General features: G+C 58.0%; 16 protein-coding genes. 12 read left to right on the top strand and 4 right to left on the bottom strand.

Annotated elements, in window-relative coordinates; all coding sequences use genetic code 11:
• The first annotated feature begins 200 nt into the window (after positions 1-200).
• Genes HNR03_RS22360 through HNR03_RS22350 form a run of 3 tightly spaced genes read left to right on the top strand, consistent with a single transcriptional unit; the run spans position 201 to position 2,824 of the window.
• Positions 201-1,184 carry an iron ABC transporter permease gene (locus HNR03_RS22360; protein ID WP_259156204.1) on the top strand — a complete coding sequence of 328 codons (984 nt, stop codon included), beginning with the start codon at positions 201-203 and terminating at the stop codon, positions 1,182-1,184.
• Positions 1,184-1,951: a heme ABC transporter ATP-binding protein gene (locus HNR03_RS22355; RefSeq protein ID WP_259155793.1), complete on the top strand. Its 768-nt coding sequence runs from the start codon at positions 1,184-1,186 to the stop codon at positions 1,949-1,951. The genes HNR03_RS22360 and HNR03_RS22355 overlap by 1 nt, the downstream gene beginning before the upstream one ends.
• A gap of 21 nt (positions 1,952-1,972) precedes the next feature.
• Positions 1,973-2,824 carry a ChaN family lipoprotein gene (locus HNR03_RS22350; RefSeq protein WP_259155792.1) on the top strand — a complete coding sequence of 284 codons (852 nt, stop codon included), beginning with the start codon at positions 1,973-1,975 and terminating at the stop codon, positions 2,822-2,824.
• A 259-nt stretch (positions 2,825-3,083) separates the two neighbouring features.
• On the opposite strand, the gene HNR03_RS22345 is transcribed toward HNR03_RS22350, so the two are convergent.
• The 3 genes from HNR03_RS22345 to HNR03_RS22335 form a co-directional block, all read right to left on the bottom strand.
• On the bottom strand, positions 3,084-3,356 hold the full coding sequence (locus HNR03_RS22345) for a TfoX/Sxy family protein (RefSeq protein WP_003228231.1): 273 nt from the start codon (positions 3,354-3,356) through the stop codon (positions 3,084-3,086).
• Positions 3,357-3,599: 243 nt separating this feature from the next.
• Entirely contained in the window at positions 3,600-3,944 is a 345-nt protein-coding gene (locus tag HNR03_RS22340) for a pentapeptide repeat-containing protein (protein ID WP_222588466.1), read from the bottom strand.
• A 90-nt stretch (positions 3,945-4,034) separates the two neighbouring features.
• The gene (locus tag HNR03_RS22335) at positions 4,035-5,591 is read right to left on the bottom strand and encodes a bifunctional aminoglycoside phosphotransferase/ATP-binding protein (RefSeq protein ID WP_259155791.1); all 1,557 of its coding nucleotides are present in this window, start codon (positions 5,589-5,591) and stop codon (positions 4,035-4,037) included.
• Positions 5,592-5,709: 118 nt separating this feature from the next.
• Between HNR03_RS22335 and mrcB the strand changes: the two genes are divergently transcribed.
• The 3 genes from mrcB to HNR03_RS22320 are packed head-to-tail and all read left to right on the top strand — an operon-like array spanning position 5,710 to position 9,123.
• Positions 5,710-8,034: a penicillin-binding protein 1B gene (gene mrcB, locus HNR03_RS22330; RefSeq protein WP_222588464.1), complete on the top strand. Its 2,325-nt coding sequence runs from the start codon at positions 5,710-5,712 to the stop codon at positions 8,032-8,034.
• A 16-nt stretch (positions 8,035-8,050) separates the two neighbouring features.
• The gene (locus HNR03_RS22325) at positions 8,051-8,788 is read left to right on the top strand and encodes a M48 family metallopeptidase (protein ID WP_259155790.1); all 738 of its coding nucleotides are present in this window, start codon (positions 8,051-8,053) and stop codon (positions 8,786-8,788) included.
• The gene (locus tag HNR03_RS22320) at positions 8,788-9,123 is read left to right on the top strand and encodes a YqcC family protein (RefSeq protein WP_149418325.1); all 336 of its coding nucleotides are present in this window, start codon (positions 8,788-8,790) and stop codon (positions 9,121-9,123) included. The genes HNR03_RS22325 and HNR03_RS22320 overlap by 1 nt, the downstream gene beginning before the upstream one ends.
• 119 nt (positions 9,124-9,242) lie before the next feature.
• Here HNR03_RS22320 and HNR03_RS22315 read toward each other — a convergent pair whose 3' ends face one another.
• The gene (locus HNR03_RS22315; protein ID WP_222588462.1) at positions 9,243-9,656 is read right to left on the bottom strand and encodes a DUF4124 domain-containing protein; all 414 of its coding nucleotides are present in this window, start codon (positions 9,654-9,656) and stop codon (positions 9,243-9,245) included.
• A 398-nt stretch (positions 9,657-10,054) separates the two neighbouring features.
• On the opposite strand from HNR03_RS22315, the gene HNR03_RS22310 reads away from it, so the two are divergent.
• The 6 genes from HNR03_RS22310 (at position 10,055) to msrQ (ending at position 16,037) form a co-directional block, all read left to right on the top strand.
• Positions 10,055-11,779, top strand: coding sequence for an acetolactate synthase 3 large subunit (locus HNR03_RS22310; protein ID WP_222588461.1), 1,725 nt, complete (start codon positions 10,055-10,057; stop codon positions 11,777-11,779).
• Positions 11,780-11,781: 2 nt separating this feature from the next.
• Entirely contained in the window at positions 11,782-12,273 is a 492-nt protein-coding gene (gene ilvN / locus HNR03_RS22305; RefSeq protein ID WP_003176102.1) for an acetolactate synthase small subunit, read from the top strand.
• 48 nt (positions 12,274-12,321) lie between these two features.
• Complete coding sequence (ilvC, locus tag HNR03_RS22300; RefSeq protein WP_003212125.1) at positions 12,322-13,338, top strand: ketol-acid reductoisomerase; 1,017 nt, start codon at positions 12,322-12,324, stop codon at positions 13,336-13,338.
• A gap of 144 nt (positions 13,339-13,482) precedes the next feature.
• Positions 13,483-14,340, top strand: a complete 858-nt coding sequence (pssA, locus tag HNR03_RS22295) for a CDP-diacylglycerol--serine O-phosphatidyltransferase (RefSeq protein ID WP_222588460.1) — start codon at positions 13,483-13,485, stop codon at positions 14,338-14,340.
• Positions 14,341-14,403: 63 nt separating this feature from the next.
• Positions 14,404-15,417 (top strand): protein-methionine-sulfoxide reductase catalytic subunit MsrP, encoded by a 1,014-nt coding sequence (gene msrP / locus HNR03_RS22290; RefSeq protein ID WP_259155772.1) that lies wholly within the window; start codon positions 14,404-14,406, stop codon positions 15,415-15,417.
• Complete coding sequence (msrQ, locus tag HNR03_RS22285; protein ID WP_259155770.1) at positions 15,417-16,037, top strand: protein-methionine-sulfoxide reductase heme-binding subunit MsrQ; 621 nt, start codon at positions 15,417-15,419, stop codon at positions 16,035-16,037. Before msrP ends, msrQ begins: the two co-directional genes overlap by 1 nt.
• The last annotated feature ends 214 nt before the right edge of the window (positions 16,038-16,251 follow it).

The raw sequence follows: 16,251 nt of genomic DNA, 5'->3' as shown, positions 1-16,251 counted from the left end.
ATGTCGAGGATACTTGGCCTGTCATCCCGGTGCCTGGGAAAACTTTAAAGGAAGCTGTCTATGCACCTGAACCCGGTCCTGTCTGCGACCTGCACGGCCAACGTGGGGAACGTTCTTGAACTTGCCCCGACGTGTGTGGCGGCCCAATGACCCTTCTGGTTAAACCCCGTGCCTTGTTCGTTGGTTTGAGCCTGCTGTGTTTGCTGGCGATCTGGTTGTCGCTGGCGCTGGGCCCGGTGAGCCTGCCGTTGTTCGACACCTTGCGCGCGGCGTTGCGCATAATCGGCCTGCCGATCGCGCCGGACGGCCTGGAACAGGCCGAATTGATTCTTGGGCAAATTCGCCTGCCGCGGACCTTGCTGGGACTGGTGGTGGGGGGCGTGCTGGCGCTGTCCGGCGTAGCGATGCAGGGATTGTTTCGAAATCCTCTGGCCGATCCGGGGCTGGTCGGTGTGTCCAGTGGCGCAGCATTGGGCGCGGCCATCGCGATTGTCGGTGGTTCGATGTTCGGCGGCCTGCCGGAGTCCTTCGGTCCTTATGTGCTGTCGGTGTCTGCGTTTCTCGGCGGGTTGGGTGTGACGGCGCTGGTGTATCGACTGGGTCGCCGCAATGGCCAGACGAATGTCGCCACCATGCTGTTGGCGGGTATCGCGTTGACTGCCCTGGCCGGCTCGGCGGTCGGACTGTTTACCTATCTGGCCGACGACGCGACCTTGCGTACGTTGACGTTCTGGAATCTGGGCAGCCTCAACGGCGCCAGTTATTCGCGGCTTTGGCCATTGCTGTTGGTGACTGTCGGGGTGGCACTTTGGCTGCCGCGGCGGGCCAGCGCATTAAATGCTTTGCTGTTGGGCGAGTCGGAGGCTGGTCACCTGGGCATCGACGTCGAAGGGCTCAAGCGCGAGTTGGTGTTCTGCACCGCGCTGGGCGTCGGCGCGGCGGTGGCGGCTGCGGGCATGGTCGGGTTCGTCGGTCTGGTGGTTCCGCATCTGGTGCGCCTGCTGGCCGGTCCTGATCATCGCGTGTTGTTGCCGGCCTCAGTGCTGGCGGGTGCCAGTCTTCTCTTGTTTGCCGATCTGGTCGCACGACTTGCACTGGCGCCGGCGGAACTGCCGATCGGAATTGTCACGGCCTTTATCGGTGCGCCGTTCTTTCTGTATTTACTGCTGAGGGGACGCGCCTGATGTTGCGAACGCAGAGTCTGCAAATCCGTCGGGGCGGCAAAATCGTTCTGACAGACATTACGCTTGAGCTCATGCCGGGCGAGGTCCTTGGCGTGCTCGGGCCAAACGGCGCCGGCAAAAGCACCTTGCTCGGTGCCTTGTGTGGCGAGTTGAAGGCCGACCTCGGCAGCGTCTGGCTCGATGAGCGGGAGTTGAGTCACTGGGGCGGGGCGCAGCGTGCCCGGCGATTGGCCGTGTTGCCGCAGGTGTCGACCCTGGACTTTGCCTTTCGTGTCGAAGAAGTGGTCGGCATGGGGCGTTTGCCTCATCAAAGCGGGCAAGTCCGGGATGACGAAATCGTCGCCGCCGCGCTGCAGGCTGCCGATGCGGCGCACCTGAGGGGTCGAAGTTATCTGGCCTTGTCCGGCGGCGAGCGTCAGCGGGTGCATCTGGCTCGGGTGCTGGCGCAGTTGTGGCCAGGTGAAGCCGGGCAGACGCTGCTGCTCGATGAGCCGACCTCGATGCTCGACCCGCTGCATCAGCACACCACGTTGCAAGCGGTACGTGAGTTTGCCGATCACGGCGCTGCGGTGCTGGTGATCCTGCATGATCTGAACCTGGCGGCGCGTTATTGTGATCGCTTGTTACTGCTCGAAGGCGGGCGGCCGGTGGCGCTCGATACGCCGCAGCAGGTGTTGCGACCCGAACCGCTTAAAGCCGTATTCGGTCTGGAGGTCTTGGTGCAGCAACACCCGGAGCGTGGGCATCCGCTGATCATCGCCCGCTGAACATTTCATCAAGGTGAGCACATGCGTGTGATTTTGCTACTGGCGTTGCTGGCCTTGAGTGGGTGCCAGCATCTGACGAACCCACCACCGGTCGCCGGTGAGATTCGCGACCTGAACAGTGGCCAGGTCCTGACGGCCCCTGAACTGATTGCACGGCTGGCCGGATCTTCGCGGCTGATCGTTGGCGAGCAGCATGACAATCGTGATCATCATCAACTGCAATTGTGGTTGTTGCATGCCCTGGGCGAGCGGCGTCCGCAAGGCAGTCTGCTGCTGGAAATGCTCACGCCGGATCAACAGTTGCGTGTCGATGATGTGCACCACGCTTCGACGTTGCCGGCGGATCTGCCCGGTGCGCTAGCCTGGCAGCCGGGATGGGACTGGAATCTGTATGGGCCCATTGTGCGTTTTGCGCTGACTCAGCCCTACCCATTGTTGGCGGCAAATCTGGACAATCTCGACGTCCGCGCCGTCTACGCCAACCCGCCGATTCTTAACGGTGCGCGCTCCAATGCAGCGTCGGTCAAGACCGAGTTGCTGGCACAGATCAGCGATTCCCATTGCGGACTGCTGCCTGCCTCGCAAATGCCGGCGATGCTGGCGGTCCAGCAACAACGTGACCGGCGAATGGCCGAGCGCTTGCTTGCGGCTGCGACGCCTTCAATGCTGTTGGCCGGCGCCTATCACGCGCGCAAGGATGTCGGCGTGCCGATTCATGTGCAGGATCTGGGAGAGGCGCAAATGCCGACGGTTTTGTTGCTGGCAGAGCAGGGCGCCGAGGTGACATCGGCCATGGCCGATTACGTGTGGTACACACCCGCCACACCGGCCCAGGATTACTGTGCACAAATGCGTAAGCAGTTCAGCCAGTAGTCCGGCGACTTTTCTGCAGGCAAAAAAAGACCCGGCAAGCGCCGGGTCAAATAACCGTGATTAGCCTGATGAGGAGATATCTGAGAGTCCGAACCAAGGGCTTTTCAAATATCGACCAGTCTCGCGACCAGTTGTGATAATCATAGCGATTCTCATTTGCGTGTCAATCGCTGTTTTTTGATTTCTATCAGTCTGTCGTTTTTCTCACTACTAAAGGCCTGTAATGACGAGGGTTTTCCCTCGTCAGAAATTTACCGGTTCAATTCTTGTGACGTGACGAGATGGCTTCCAGTTGTTTGTTCAAGGCGTCTTTGCGTTCGGCTGGAATGTCGTTCCAGTGCACGTCCATCAATGCGCCTTCGATCGCATACAACAACACCTTGGACGCTCGAAACCCGCGCGTGCGCACGGCCCGATAAGCATCCACCGCCCCCAGGCGACGCAAGTCCGATGCACTGTGGATGCCCACGGCATGCAGCCACTGCGCCGACGTCTTGCCAAGATTCTTCAGGTGTTGCAGTTCATCATTCATCAAGCCTCCTTGCGACGGCCGAACGGTGCGTGGGCGAGCTTCTCAGGAGTGTAGCCATCAGTAGGAAAAGCGTGATTGTTTGGTCGGTTTCGACGCAAAAGCTTCTAAGAGAAAGGCGCGATGCGTTGGGGGAATGTCTGCGGTTGCAGTAGGAGAAGGGGCGCGGGAGTTGTCTGTTACGGCAAAATACACAGCGTCCAGCGCAAAGCGGGGGCGCTGGACTTTCGGGCGGGAACGTCGTTTTTAGCGGGTGCGGTAACGCAGGCGTGTACCGAAATTCATCGACATCAGGATCTCGTCAGCACTCAGTTCTGCCGGGAAATAAGCCCCGGAGATCTGTGCGTGGGCCAGGCTGGCGCCTTCCAGGCAAGAGTTGCGGAAGTCGATGCCGCGCAGATCGGCTGAGCGGAAATAGGCATCGGTAAAATCGACGCCGTCGGCATTCAGCTCGCGCAGGTCCAGACCGCGAAAATCACCGCCGACCATGTCGACAGAGGCGTGGCTGGCACGTTCGGCATTGAAGCCGGTGATGTCGTCTTTGTGCAGCAAGGCATAAAGCGGGGTGTCGAGAAGTTTTGGCTGGCTCATGTCGCATCACCTGATGGTTTTATGACGCCAGTATAGTGCCACTATTTGACAGCCGTGAAGCCGGCAAAGGCTTCACGGCTGAAATAGTTTTTACAGCCCTGGCATGCGCTGACGGATTTGCGCAACGACGGTGTCCAAGGTCCCGCTTTCATTGGTCTGGATGCGTTTGCTGCACAGGATTTCTGCTGGCGTCAGTGGCTCACGATTCGCCTGCTGGGCTTCGATGACGGCCAGGTTGGCGTCGGACGGGTCCTTGTTGTCGGCCTGACGCAACGCCAGCCAGCCCTCGATGACCGCTTGTGGCGCATTGCAGTCGAGGATCAGGAACGGAGCACCGGTAGCCTCGGCAATTTTCGCCGCGCCGTCGCGCTGGTCGCGCTTGAGGTACGTTGCATCGATAACGACCGGAAAGCCGGCACGCAGGATAACGGCGGCAATCTCATGCAAACGGTTGTAAGTCGCGACGCTGGCGTCGGCACTATAAATGCCGGCCTGTGGATCGTTCGGTACGGTTTGCTCGCCGAACAGACGTTTGCGCTCGACATCCGAACGCAGGCGAATGGCGCCAAGCGCTTCTACCAGTCGCATGGCTACGCGGCTTTTGCCAACGGCCGACACACCGTGAGTAATGGCCAGGAAGCGCGAAGGAATGGTGCTGTAGCTTTCTGCCAGGTTGGCGTAGTTGCGGTATTGGCGCAGGGTGGTGGCGCGCTGCACCGGGTCGGCCTCGGCCGGCATGCTGAACAGGCTGACCTTGGCGCGAACCAGCGCGCGATAGGCTTTATAGAAGTTCAGCAGCTCAAGGCCCTGATAGTCGCCGGTCAATTCCAGGTACTGACTGATGAAACGACGCGCCAGGCTCTTGAGGCCACGGTCTTCCAGGTCCATTGCCAGGAAACCGGTGTCGGCATAAACATCGGTGAAGCGGAACGGTTCGTTGAACTCGATGCAGTCGAAGATCACGACCTTGCCATCGATCACGGTGGCATTACCCAAATGGATGTCGCCATGGCATTCGCGGATGAATCCGCCGGCCTTGCGCTGAGCGAACAGCGGCTTGAGGCGTTCGAAGCTGCTTTCGGCCCAGGCTTGCAGCGCGTCAAGTTGCTGCAGGTCAGCCTTGTCGCTGAGGAACGGGCGGATCTGGTCGAAGTTCTGACGCACCGGCGCCATGACGCTGTCCGGGGTGCCGGCTTCGTGTTCGGCCGGGACTTTCGGTGCGCTGAGGTGAAACTGGGCAATCTGCTCAGCCATCTCGTCAATGTGCGCAGTGGTCAGTTCGCCGTTGGCTTGCAGGGTGCTGAGCAACTGGCTTTGTGGGAACTGGCGCATTTTCAGCGCGTAATCGACAACCGGACCCTCACCACCCAGTTGCGGTGCTTCGGCGGTGCCGGTGATCGGCAACACTTCCAGATACAAATCCTTGGTCAGGCGCTGGTTAAGGCGCAACTCTTCACCGCAGAAATGCTTGCGAGCATCAAGGCTGGTGAAGTCAAGGAAGCCGAAATTCACCGGCTTCTTCACTTTATAAGCAAAAGGGCCTGTCAAAATGACCCAGGAGATATGGGTCTCGATGACCTGGAACCCGTCTACCGGATGCGGGTAGAGGGCCGGGTTTTGCAGGGCGGCGATCAGGGACTGGCTCACAGGCGATCCTTCAGAGTCTGGGAAAAATTCACGGCCGCCATTATGGCCACAAGTCCGCCTGACGCAAACCTCGGCGGGCTCCTGTTGAGTATGAATAAAGTGCGTATAATCCGCCGCCATGACTCGTACTCGATCCCCCCGCACCCCAAAAAAACCACCTTCCAAGGGCTTGAGCCCCTGGCTGGGCTGGGCCCTTAAACTCAGCCTGGTCGGCCTCGTTGTGCTCGCCGGGTTCGCGGTTTACCTCGATGCCGTGGTCCAGGAGAAGTTCTCCGGCAAACGGTGGACCATTCCGGCCAAGGTGTATGCGCGCCCGCTTGAACTGTTCACCGGCCAAAAGCTGAGCAAGGATGACTTTCTCACCGAGCTCGATGCATTGGGCTATCGACGTGAAAGCGTCAGCAATGGCCCCGGCGCTGCGGCGGTCAACGGCAATACCGTCGACTTGAATACCCGTGGTTTCCAGTTTTATGAAGGCCTTGAGAAGCCTCAGCCGGTGCGTGTGCGGTTCTCCGGCGATTATGTAGCCGAACTTTCGGCGACCAACGGTTCGAAGCTGTCCGTGGTGCGCCTGGAGCCGCTGCTGATCGGTGGGATTTACCCAAAAAACCTCGAAGATCGCATTCTGATCAAAATCGATCAGGTCCCGCCGTATCTGCTGGAAACCCTGGTGGCCGTGGAAGACCGGGATTTCTATAGCCACTGGGGCGTGTCGCCGAAGTCGATTGCCCGGGCAGTCTGGGTCAATACCTCTGGCGGCAAGATGACCCAGGGCGGCAGTACCCTGACGCAACAGTTGGTGAAGAACTTCTACCTCACCAGCGAGCGCAGCCTGACCCGTAAACTCACCGAAGCCATGATGGCGATGCTGCTTGAGTTACATTACGACAAAAAGGAAATTCTCGAGGCGTACCTCAACGAAGTGTTCGTCGGTCAAGACGGTCAGCGTGCGGTGCACGGTTTTGGTTTGGCCAGCCAGTTCTTCTTCGGCCAGCCATTGTCCGAGCTGAAACTGCATCAAGTCGCATTGCTGGTGGGGATGGTCAAGGGGCCGTCCTATTACAACCCGCGTCGCAATCCGGAGCGGGCGCTGGAGCGGCGCAATCTGGTGCTTGATGTCCTTGAGCAACAAGGCGTCGCCACTGCCGAGCAAGTCGCCGCTGCGAAGAACATGCCACTGGGCGTGACGACTCGCGGCAAACTGGCGGACAGCTCTTTCCCGGGTTTCCTCGATCTGGTCAAGCGTCAGCTGCGCGAAGACTATCGCGACGAAGACTTGACCGGAGAAGGCATGCGGATTTTCACCAGTTTCGATCCGATCCTGCAGATGAAAGCCGAAGCCTCGGTCAATGACACTTTTAAGCGCCTGGCTGGGCGCAAAGGCTCGGATGACGTCGAAGCGGCGATGGTCGTGACCAACCCGGAAACCGGTGAAGTCCAGGCCATGATCGGCAGTCGTCAGGCCAGTTTTGCCGGCTTCAACCGAGCGCTGGATGCGGTGCGGCCGATCGGTTCCTTGATCAAGCCTGCGGTTTATCTGACTGCCCTGGAAAAGCCGAGCCAGTACACGTTGACCAGTTGGCTGTCGGACGACTCCTTCTCGGTCAAAGGCGCGGACGGCCAGGTCTGGAAACCCCAGAACTACGATCGCCGCTCCCACGGGACTGTGTTCCTCTATCAAGGTCTGGCGCATTCCTACAACCTGTCGACCGCGCGTCTCGGGTTGGCGATGGGCGTACCGAATGTCCTCAAGACCCTGGCGCGTCTTGGGGTGAGTCGCGAGTTCCCGGCGTTCCCTTCGATGTTGCTGGGGGCTGGCGGTCTGACGCCGATGGAAGTGGCAACCATGTACCAGACGCTGGCCAACGGTGGCTTCAATACACCGATGCGCGGGATTCGTAGCGTTCTGACTGCCGAAGGCGAACCGCTCAAGCGCTATCCGTTCCAGATTGAACAGCGTTTCGATCCGGGCTCCATCTTCCTGATTCAGAACGCCATGCAACGGGTCATGCGTGAAGGCACTGGCAGCTCGGTTTATAACGTCTTGCCGAAAACCCTGACCCTGGCCGGCAAGACCGGTACCAGTAATGACTCGCGAGACAGCTGGTTTGCAGGTTTCAGTCAGGACTTGCTGGCGGTGGTCTGGCTGGGTCGCGATGACAATGGCAAGACGCCGTTCACCGGTGCCACCGGTGCTTTGCAGGTCTGGACCAGTTTCATGCGCAAGGCCGATCCATTGCCGCTGGACATGCCGCAACCGGACAACGTTGTTCAGGCCTGGGTCGATTCGCGTACAGGGCAAGGCTCCGATGCCAACTGCCCAGGTGCGGTGCAGATGCCGTATATTCGCGGCAGTGAACCGCCTCCCGGCGCCGCTTGCGGTGGCGAAAGCCCTGCTTCCGGCGAGACGGTGATGGATTGGGTCAAGGGCTGGATGAACTAAGCAAAGAGGATTTCAAGTGAACAAGTGGTTGATTCCAGCGGTTACCGCCGTGGCTTTGCTCAGCGGTTGCTCCACCGTACAGCGCGGTTCGATTCCGGTTGTGGATTCCGGCAGCGCTGTTTCGAATAGCGAGCGGATTCAGGCGAATGGCGGCTTCCGCCAAACGACAGTGAAGCGTCCTGTGCAAGCCCAGCCTCAGGCAATTCCGCAAGGCGATACCGGTGTGGTGGTGATGGTTCCTGGAGGTGGCGCGGTGACGTCGGCACCGATCAGCACAGCGCCGATCACGCCGGGTCCGATTACTCCCGGCCCGATTGATACCTCGCCGGTGCAGTCGGCGCCAATCAATCAGGGCAGCTACAGCATGCCGTCGACGCCGAGCGGAATTCCTTCGGCCAGTACCGGCGGTGGCTTGTCTGCCGATGAACAACTGGACGGTCCAGTACTGGCATTGTTGACCACCGCTCAACAGCAACAGGCCAGCGGTGACCTCAACGGTGCTTCGTCCAGCCTTGAGCGCGCCCAGCGTGTCGCGCCGCGCGAGCCGCAAGTGCTTTATCGCCTGGCTCAGGTGCGCATGGCTCAAGGCGATGCGCCGCAGGCTGAACAATTCGCCCGTCGTGGTCTGACGTTCGCCAATGGTCGTCCTGCGCTTCAGGCTAGCCTGTGGGAATTGATCGCCCAGGCGCGTGAGAAGCAGGGTGATTCCGCAGGTGCGGCACAGGCCCGTCAGAAGGCCAAGGTTACGTCGTGATGGATGCACGCTTCCCGAAGATTGCCGAGCAGCTATTGCTGATCGAGCGTGAACTGCGAATTCAGGGATGGTGGGACGAGGTTTCGCCCTCCGCTGAAGCGTTGTCCAGTGTCGAGCCGTTTTCGGTCGATACGCTGGATTTCGAGCAGTGGCTGCAATGGATCTTCCTGCCGCGCATGAAGGCCATCCTTGAGCAGGATCTGCCGTTGCCCAACGCATCGGGGATTCAGGAGATGGCTGAAATGGTCTTCGCCGCACGCAATGTCCAAGGCAAGGATCGGCAGTTGCAGGTCTTGCTCAAAGAGTTCGATCTGCTGATTACCGCCTCCCGCTGATGCCCGATCCTTTGTAGGAACTGGCGAGAGAAACGAGGCTGCGATCTTTTGACTTTGTTTTTTAAAAGACAAGATCAAAAGATCGCAGCCTCGTTTCACTCGACAGCTCCTACAGGGATTTACTGGCAGTTTTTCTCGATCTGTTTTTGTGCCTCGGAAATTCGTTCCTGACGCTGCTCGTCATTGAGGCGACGCATCTCGCCGTCAACTTCTTCACGCACCCGCGGGTTGTTCTGCAATTGAGCCAGGTTCGTTCGCGCCTGATTGCAGAATACCTTTAGCTGGGCTTGCTGCTCGGCGACTTGTTTTTTTACTGTCTTGTCGATGGCCTGTTGATCGCCGATTGCGGTGCTGCGCGACGGCGTGACCGATTTGCCGGCAGGCGAGGAGGGCGTCACCACGGTGGTGGCCTCCTGTCCTTGGGGCGGTTGTGCATCAAAGTGAGTAACGCCCTGGGCGTCGACCCATTTGTAGATCTGTCCTGCCATACACAAAGGGCTGATCAGCAGACTGACCATAATGAACGTTCGCATGCCATTTCCTTGCCAGAGTTGCGCAATTGAAGCTAACACAGTTGCTGTTTAGCGGTTTTTTCTTGCTTTCTCATGTGCTTACTTCAATAAAGCACATAGACGACTTGACTTGCAGGGGACGAAACAGAAGAATCCAAAGTCCGCTGTAGAGGGACTGCCAGAAGCAGACCCACTCAGCAGATCATGAGGCGCACATCCGCGCCGACCTGTTACACCCGCAACGCGTTACCTCGCGCTGGGTGGGAACGGCCCGCAACACTTGGGACGATCCCAATACTTGCTCAGTCAGTGCTGACGTAGTCGGCGACCACCGTCGCTCATGCTCTGCTGAGAAGTAAACCTATTAGACCCGTCCCTTCTTATGTGGGCGGTATTCTGGCGTTTTAGAGGTGGACAACGTGGAGCTTTTATCTGGCGGTGAGATGATCGTCCGCTTTTTGCGTGACGAAGGCGTCAAGTATATCTATGGGTACCCGGGTGGTGCCGCATTGCATATCTATGATGCGCTGTTCAAAGAACCAGCTGTTCAACATATTCTCGTTCGTCATGAGCAGGCTGCCACTCACATGGCCGACGGCTATGCGCGTGCTACCGGCAAGGCTGGCGTCGTTCTGGTGACTTCGGGTCCTGGCGCGACCAACGTCATTACCGGTATTGCCACGGCGTACATGGACTCCATCCCGATGGTGATCCTGACCGCCCAGGTACCTAGCATGATGGTCGGTACCGATGCGTTCCAGGAAACCGACATGATCGGTATCTCCCGGCCAATCGTGAAACACAGTTTCATGATCAAGCATGCTTCGGAAATCCCTGAAGTCATGAAGAAGGCCTTCTACCTGGCGCAATCCGGTCGTCCTGGTCCTGTCGTTGTCGACATTCCGAAAGACATGACCAACCCGGCCGAGAAGTTCGAATACATTTTCCCGAAAAAAGCCAAGCTGCGTTCCTACAGCCCGGCGGTTCGTGGCCATTCGGGCCAGATCCGCAAAGCCGTGGAAATGCTGTTGGCGGCCAAGCGGCCGATCATCTATGCCGGCGGCGGCGTCATCCTGGGTAACGGCTCCGCGCCGTTGACCGAGTTGGCGCAGCTGCTGAACGCACCGGTTACCAATACCTTGATGGGCCTCGGCGCCTATCCGGGCAGCGACCGTCAGTTCCTCGGCATGCTCGGCATGCACGGCAGCTATACCGCCAACCTGGCGATGCACCATGCGGACGTGATCCTGGCTGTCGGCGCGCGTTTCGATGACCGTGTTATCAACGGTGCGTCGAAGTTCTGCCCGAGCGCCAAGATCATCCACATCGACATCGACCCGGCTTCGATCTCCAAGACTATCAAGGCCGACGTTCCGATCGTAGGCCCTGTGGAAAGTGTGCTGACTGAAATGGTCGCTACCTTCAAGGAAATCGGCGAGACACCTAACAAGGAGTCGGTTGCTGCGTGGTGGAAGCAAGTTGAAGAGTGGCGCGGTGATCGCGACATGTTCCCTTACAACAAGGGTGACGGCAGCATCATCAAGCCGCAGACCGTGATTGAAACCCTCCACGAAGTGACCAAGGGCGATGCCTATATCACTTCGGACGTGGGTCAACATCAAATGTTCGCGGCGCAGTACTACCGCTTCAACAAGCCAAACCGCTGGATCAACTCGGGTGGCCTGGGCACGATGGGCTTCGGTTTTCCGGCCGCGATGGGCGTGAAACTGAACTTCCCGGACGCTGATGTGGCGTGTGTGACCGGTGAAGGCAGCATCCAGATGAACATCCAGGAGCTGTCGACCTGCTTGCAGCATGACCTGCCGGTGAAGATCGTTCTGCTTAACAACGGCGTACTCGGCATGGTTCGTCAGTGGCAGGACATGAGCTACGGCGCGCGTCACTCGCACTCCTACATGGAATCGTTGCCCGACTTCGTCAAGCTGGCTGAAGCCTACGGTCACGTCGGCATGCGCATCACGGATTTGAAAGATCTGAAGCCGATGATGGAGCAAGCGTTCGCCATGAAGGATCGCCTGGTGTTCATCGACATCAAGGTCGACGCTGGCGAGCACGTCTACCCGATGCAGATCAAAGACGGCTCCATGCGCGATATGTGGCTGAGCAAGACGGAGCGTACTTAATCATGCGGCACATTATTTCCTTGCTTCTGGAAAACGAACCTGGCGCTCTGTCTCGTGTAGTCGGCCTGTTCTCGCAGCGCAACTACAACATCGAAAGCCTGACCGTGGCACCCACCGAAGACCCGACCCTGTCGCGTCTGACGTTAACCACGGTGGGTCACGATGAAGTCATCGAGCAGATCACCAAGAACCTGAACAAGTTGATCGAAGTGGTCAAACTGGTCGACCTGTCGGAGAGTGCTCACATCGAGCGCGAACTGATGCTGGTCAAGGTCAAGGCCACCGGCGCCCAGCGCGCCGAGATCAAGCGCACCACCGATATTTATCGTGGGCAGATCGTTGATGTCAGCGCTAGCGTGTATACCGTTCAATTGACCGGTACCAGCGACAAGCTCGACAGCTTCATTCAGTCCATTGGTACCGCCTCGATTCTGGAAACCGTCCGCAGCGGCGTAACCGGTATTGCCCGCGGCGACAAAGTACTCAGCATCTAAACCAAATTAGCGAATGGCCTGAACGGCCTGGATATATAGGGGAATTTCATGAAAGTTTATTACGACAAAGACTGTGACCTGTCGATCATCCAGGGCAAGAAAGTTGCCATCATCGGTTACGGTTCCCAGGGCCACGCTCAAGCGTGCAACCTGAAAGATTCCGGCGTTGACGTTACTGTTGGTCTGCGTAAAGGTTCGGCCACTGTTGCCAAGGCCGAAGCTCACGGCCTGAAAGTGACCGACGTTGCTTCCGCCGTTGCTGCTGCCGACCTGGTCATGATCCTGACCCCGGACGAATTCCAGTCGGCCCTGTACAAGAACGAAATCGAGCCGAACATCAAGAAAGGCGCCACTCTGGCCTTCTCCCACGGCTTCGCGATCCACTACAACCAGGTTGTTCCGCGCGCCGACCTCGACGTGATCATGATCGCGCCGAAAGCCCCGGGCCACACCGTGCGTTCCGAGTTCGTCAAAGGCGGCGGTATTCCTGACCTGATCGCTATCTACCAGGATGCTTCCGGCAACGCCAAAAACGTTGCACTGTCCTACGCCGCTGGCGTCGGTGGCGGTCGTACCGGCATCATCGAAACCACCTTCAAGGACGAGACTGAAACCGACCTGTTCGGCGAACAAGCCGTTCTGTGCGGCGGTACCGTTGAACTGGTCAAGGCCGGTTTCGAAACCCTGGTTGAAGCTGGCTACGCGCCGGAAATGGCCTACTTCGAATGCCTGCACGAACTGAAGTTGATCGTTGACCTCATGTACGAAGGCGGTATCGCCAACATGAACTACTCGATCTCCAACAACGCTGAATACGGCGAGTACGTGACCGGTCCGGAAGTGATCAACGCCGAGTCCCGTCAGGCCATGCGCAACGCCCTGAAACGTATTCAGGACGGCGAATACGCCAAGATGTTCATCAGCGAAGGCGCAACCGGCTATCCTTCGATGACCGCCAAGCGTCGTAACAACGCCGCTCACGGTATCGAGATCATCGGCGAGCAACTGCGCTCCATGATGCCGTGGATCGGTGCCAACAAGATCGTCGACAAAGCTAAAAACTAAGTCGCGCACTTGTACAAAAAACGCGGCTTAGGCCGCGTTTTTTCGTTTGGGCGGTCGGTTCTGGTATAAAGCTGCATCGTTTGCGGCCGAACCGTCGTCCCAGACACCTGTCGAAACTTTCCACCCCGTTGCAAGGTAATGTCCATGAGCGAACGTCCCGAAGAGCCAAACCAGGCTTCTGACGCCGAAAGCCTGCTGCCCATCGATGAGCACATCGAGGAAGGGCATGACGCTGAAGGTCGTAAAGTCCGGCATCGTGGTATCTATCTTCTGCCGAATCTGTTCACCACTGCGAACCTGTTCGCAGGGTTTTATTCCATCATCAACTCAATGAGCGCCCAGAGCGCCCTGAGTGCAGGTGATTCAATAGGCGCAAGCAAGTATTTCGCTTTTGCCGCGATCGCGATTTTTGTCGCCATGGTGCTCGACGGCCTGGACGGTCGAGTCGCCCGCATGACCAACACCCAAAGTGCATTCGGCGCCGAGTACGATTCGCTGTCGGATATGGTCGCCTTTGGTGTCGCGCCGGCGTTGCTGGCATTTGGCTGGGCCCTGGGTGACATGGGCAAGGTCGGCTGGATGGTTGCCTTCATCTATGTGGCTGGCGCCGCGCTACGACTGGCGCGGTTCAACACGCAAGTTGGCACGGCTGATAAACGCTACTTCATCGGTCTGGCCAGTCCGGCTGCTGCAGGTGTCGTTGCCGGGATTGTCTGGGCATTCAGCGATTACGGGATCCAGGGCTCCAAGATGTCATTCCTGGTTGCGTTGATGGTCGCGGCTGCGGGCATGTTGATGGTCAGCAACATCAAGTACAACAGCTTCAAGGAGCTGGACTTGAAGGGGCGTGTTCCCTTTGTCGCGATCCTGGCGGTGGTTCTGGTGTTTGCCGTGGTGTTCAGTGATCCTCCGCGTATTTTGCTGCTGGTTTTCCTTGCTTACGCGGCTTCTGGCCCGGTGCAGTACCTGTTGCATCTTCGTCGCCACAAAAACGCCGAGTGATGTAATTTCGCTCATACTCCGCAGTCTATTGGTGCATCTGTCCTCCAATGCTGCGGAGTTGCCATGCTGATCAAAGTCCCCAAAGCGTCTGACTGCCATGAGTCGGACGTCACGCCTGAATCGTTCTATCTCTCCCGACGTAGCCTGCTGGGCGCAACCGTTGCCGGTTTGGCTGTGAGCAGTCTGCCGCGTTGGGCCAGTGCCGACGATGCTGCTCGTTATGCCGATGTCGAACCTGGCAAGGCGCCTTCCTGGTTTGCCGAAAAGCTTCCTTCTACCAAGTGGGGGGCGGTCAACGTCAAGGATGAGGCGATCACGCCCTTCAAGGACGCAACCCACTACAACAACTTCTATGAGTTCGGTACCGATAAAGGTGATCCGGCGGCCAATGCGGGCGCGCTGAAGACCGAGCCGTGGAGTGTGGTGGTGGACGGGGAGGTGGGTAAGCCGGGTCGGTATGCGCTGGAAGACTTTATGAAGCCTTATCAATTGGAGGAACGGATCTATCGTCTGCGTTGTGTTGAAGCCTGGTCGATGGTCATTCCCTGGATTGGTTTCCCCATCTCTGCATTGCTCAAGGAAGTCGAGCCAACGTCGAAGGCGAAATTCATCCGATTCGAAACGCTGCAGGATCCGAAAAGCATGCCTGGACAGCGTTCTGGCTTTGCCTTGATCGACTGGCCCTATATAGAAGGGCTGCGACTGGATGAGGCAATGAACCCGCTGGCGATTCTGGCGGTAGGTATGTATGGGCGTGAACTGCCGAATCAGAACGGAGCGCCGCTGCGTTTGGTCGTGCCCTGGAAGTACGGCTTCAAGAGCATCAAGTCCATTGTGCGGATCAGTCTGGTCAGCGAGCAGCCAAAAACTACCTGGCAGAGCATTGCCGCCGATGAATATGGTTTCTACGCGAACGTGAATCCCACGGTCGATCACCCACGCTGGACGCAAGCTCGCGAGCGTCGTTTGCCGAGCGGCTTGTTCAAGCCAAATGTGCGGGATACCCAGATGTTCAATGGCTACTCCGATGAAGTCGCTTCTCTCTACGCAGGGCTCGATCTGCGGAAGAATTACTGATGCGTTTTCCCTTTTGGCGAATTGGCGTCTTTATAGCTGCTGCGGTATGGCCGCTGCTTTGGTTGTATCAGGCCTGGGAAGACGTATTGGGGCCTGATCCTGGCAAAGTGCTGGTGGATCGGCTGGGGCTGGGGACGCTTATCCTGCTTCTTATTACTTTAAGCATGACGCCATTACAGAAGCTCACCGGATGGTCAGGCTGGATTGCCGTCCGCAGGCAGCTCGGGTTGTGGTGCTTCGCCTATGTGGTTCTGCATCTGAGCGGCTATACGGCGTTCATTCTTGGATTTGACTGGTCGCAGCTGGGCGCCGAGTTGCGCAAGCGACCGTATATTATTGTCGGGACGCTGGGCTTTTTGTGTTTATTGGCGTTGGCGGTGACTTCCAATCGTTATAGTCAGCGGCGACTGGGGATGCGCTGGAAGAAACTGCATCGGCTTGTTTATGTGGTTCTCGGGCTTGGGCTGTTGCATATGTTGTGGATCGTGCGTGCCGATCTGAAGGAGTGGTCCATCTATGCAGCTATAGGGGGAGCGCTATTGGTGCTGCGCATCCCCGCTGTGACACGTCGAATTCCACGTTTAATAGCTAAAAAGACCTCTTCTGCAAGAAAAGCATAAATAGGTGTTGACGGCAGATTCCAGAAGTCTATAATTCGCCCCACTTCCGGCGCAGTCGAAACGGAAAACTCCTTGGTAAACAAAGAGTTACGCAGTTTTCGACAGCGAGTTGCTTCAGGTCATCGAAGCCCAGAAGGAGTCGGTAAGGCAGGTGGGTTTGGCCTTATGGACGTTTCGATCTTCTCGGTCGAAAGCGGAGAAAAAGAGGTGTTGA

Origin of the sequence: Pseudomonas sp. JAI111 (genome assembly GCF_024809425.1) — a bacterium.
Lineage (GTDB): Bacteria > Pseudomonadota > Gammaproteobacteria > Pseudomonadales > Pseudomonadaceae > Aquipseudomonas.
The sequence above is the reverse complement of the archived record's forward strand: the minus strand, read 5'-3'. Positions and strand labels throughout refer to the sequence as shown.

Coding starts and splice junctions, on each gene's coding strand:
- ilvN (WP_003176102.1), top strand. CDS start 11,782: ATGCGGCACATTATTTCCTTGCTTCTGGAAAACGAACCTGGCGCTCTG.
- msrP (WP_259155772.1), top strand. CDS start 14,404: ATGCTGATCAAAGTCCCCAAAGCGTCTGACTGCCATGAGTCGGACGTC.
- HNR03_RS22320 (WP_149418325.1), top strand. CDS start 8,788: ATGGATGCACGCTTCCCGAAGATTGCCGAGCAGCTATTGCTGATCGAG.
- msrQ (WP_259155770.1), top strand. CDS start 15,417: ATGCGTTTTCCCTTTTGGCGAATTGGCGTCTTTATAGCTGCTGCGGTA.
- HNR03_RS22355 (WP_259155793.1), top strand. CDS start 1,184: ATGTTGCGAACGCAGAGTCTGCAAATCCGTCGGGGCGGCAAAATCGTT.
- HNR03_RS22340 (WP_222588466.1), bottom strand. CDS start 3,944: ATGAGCCAGCCAAAACTTCTCGACACCCCGCTTTATGCCTTGCTGCAC.
- HNR03_RS22315 (WP_222588462.1), bottom strand. CDS start 9,656: ATGCGAACGTTCATTATGGTCAGTCTGCTGATCAGCCCTTTGTGTATG.
- ilvC (WP_003212125.1), top strand. CDS start 12,322: ATGAAAGTTTATTACGACAAAGACTGTGACCTGTCGATCATCCAGGGC.
- mrcB (WP_222588464.1), top strand. CDS start 5,710: ATGACTCGTACTCGATCCCCCCGCACCCCAAAAAAACCACCTTCCAAG.
- HNR03_RS22350 (WP_259155792.1), top strand. CDS start 1,973: ATGCGTGTGATTTTGCTACTGGCGTTGCTGGCCTTGAGTGGGTGCCAG.
- HNR03_RS22345 (WP_003228231.1), bottom strand. CDS start 3,356: ATGAATGATGAACTGCAACACCTGAAGAATCTTGGCAAGACGTCGGCG.
- pssA (WP_222588460.1), top strand. CDS start 13,483: ATGAGCGAACGTCCCGAAGAGCCAAACCAGGCTTCTGACGCCGAAAGC.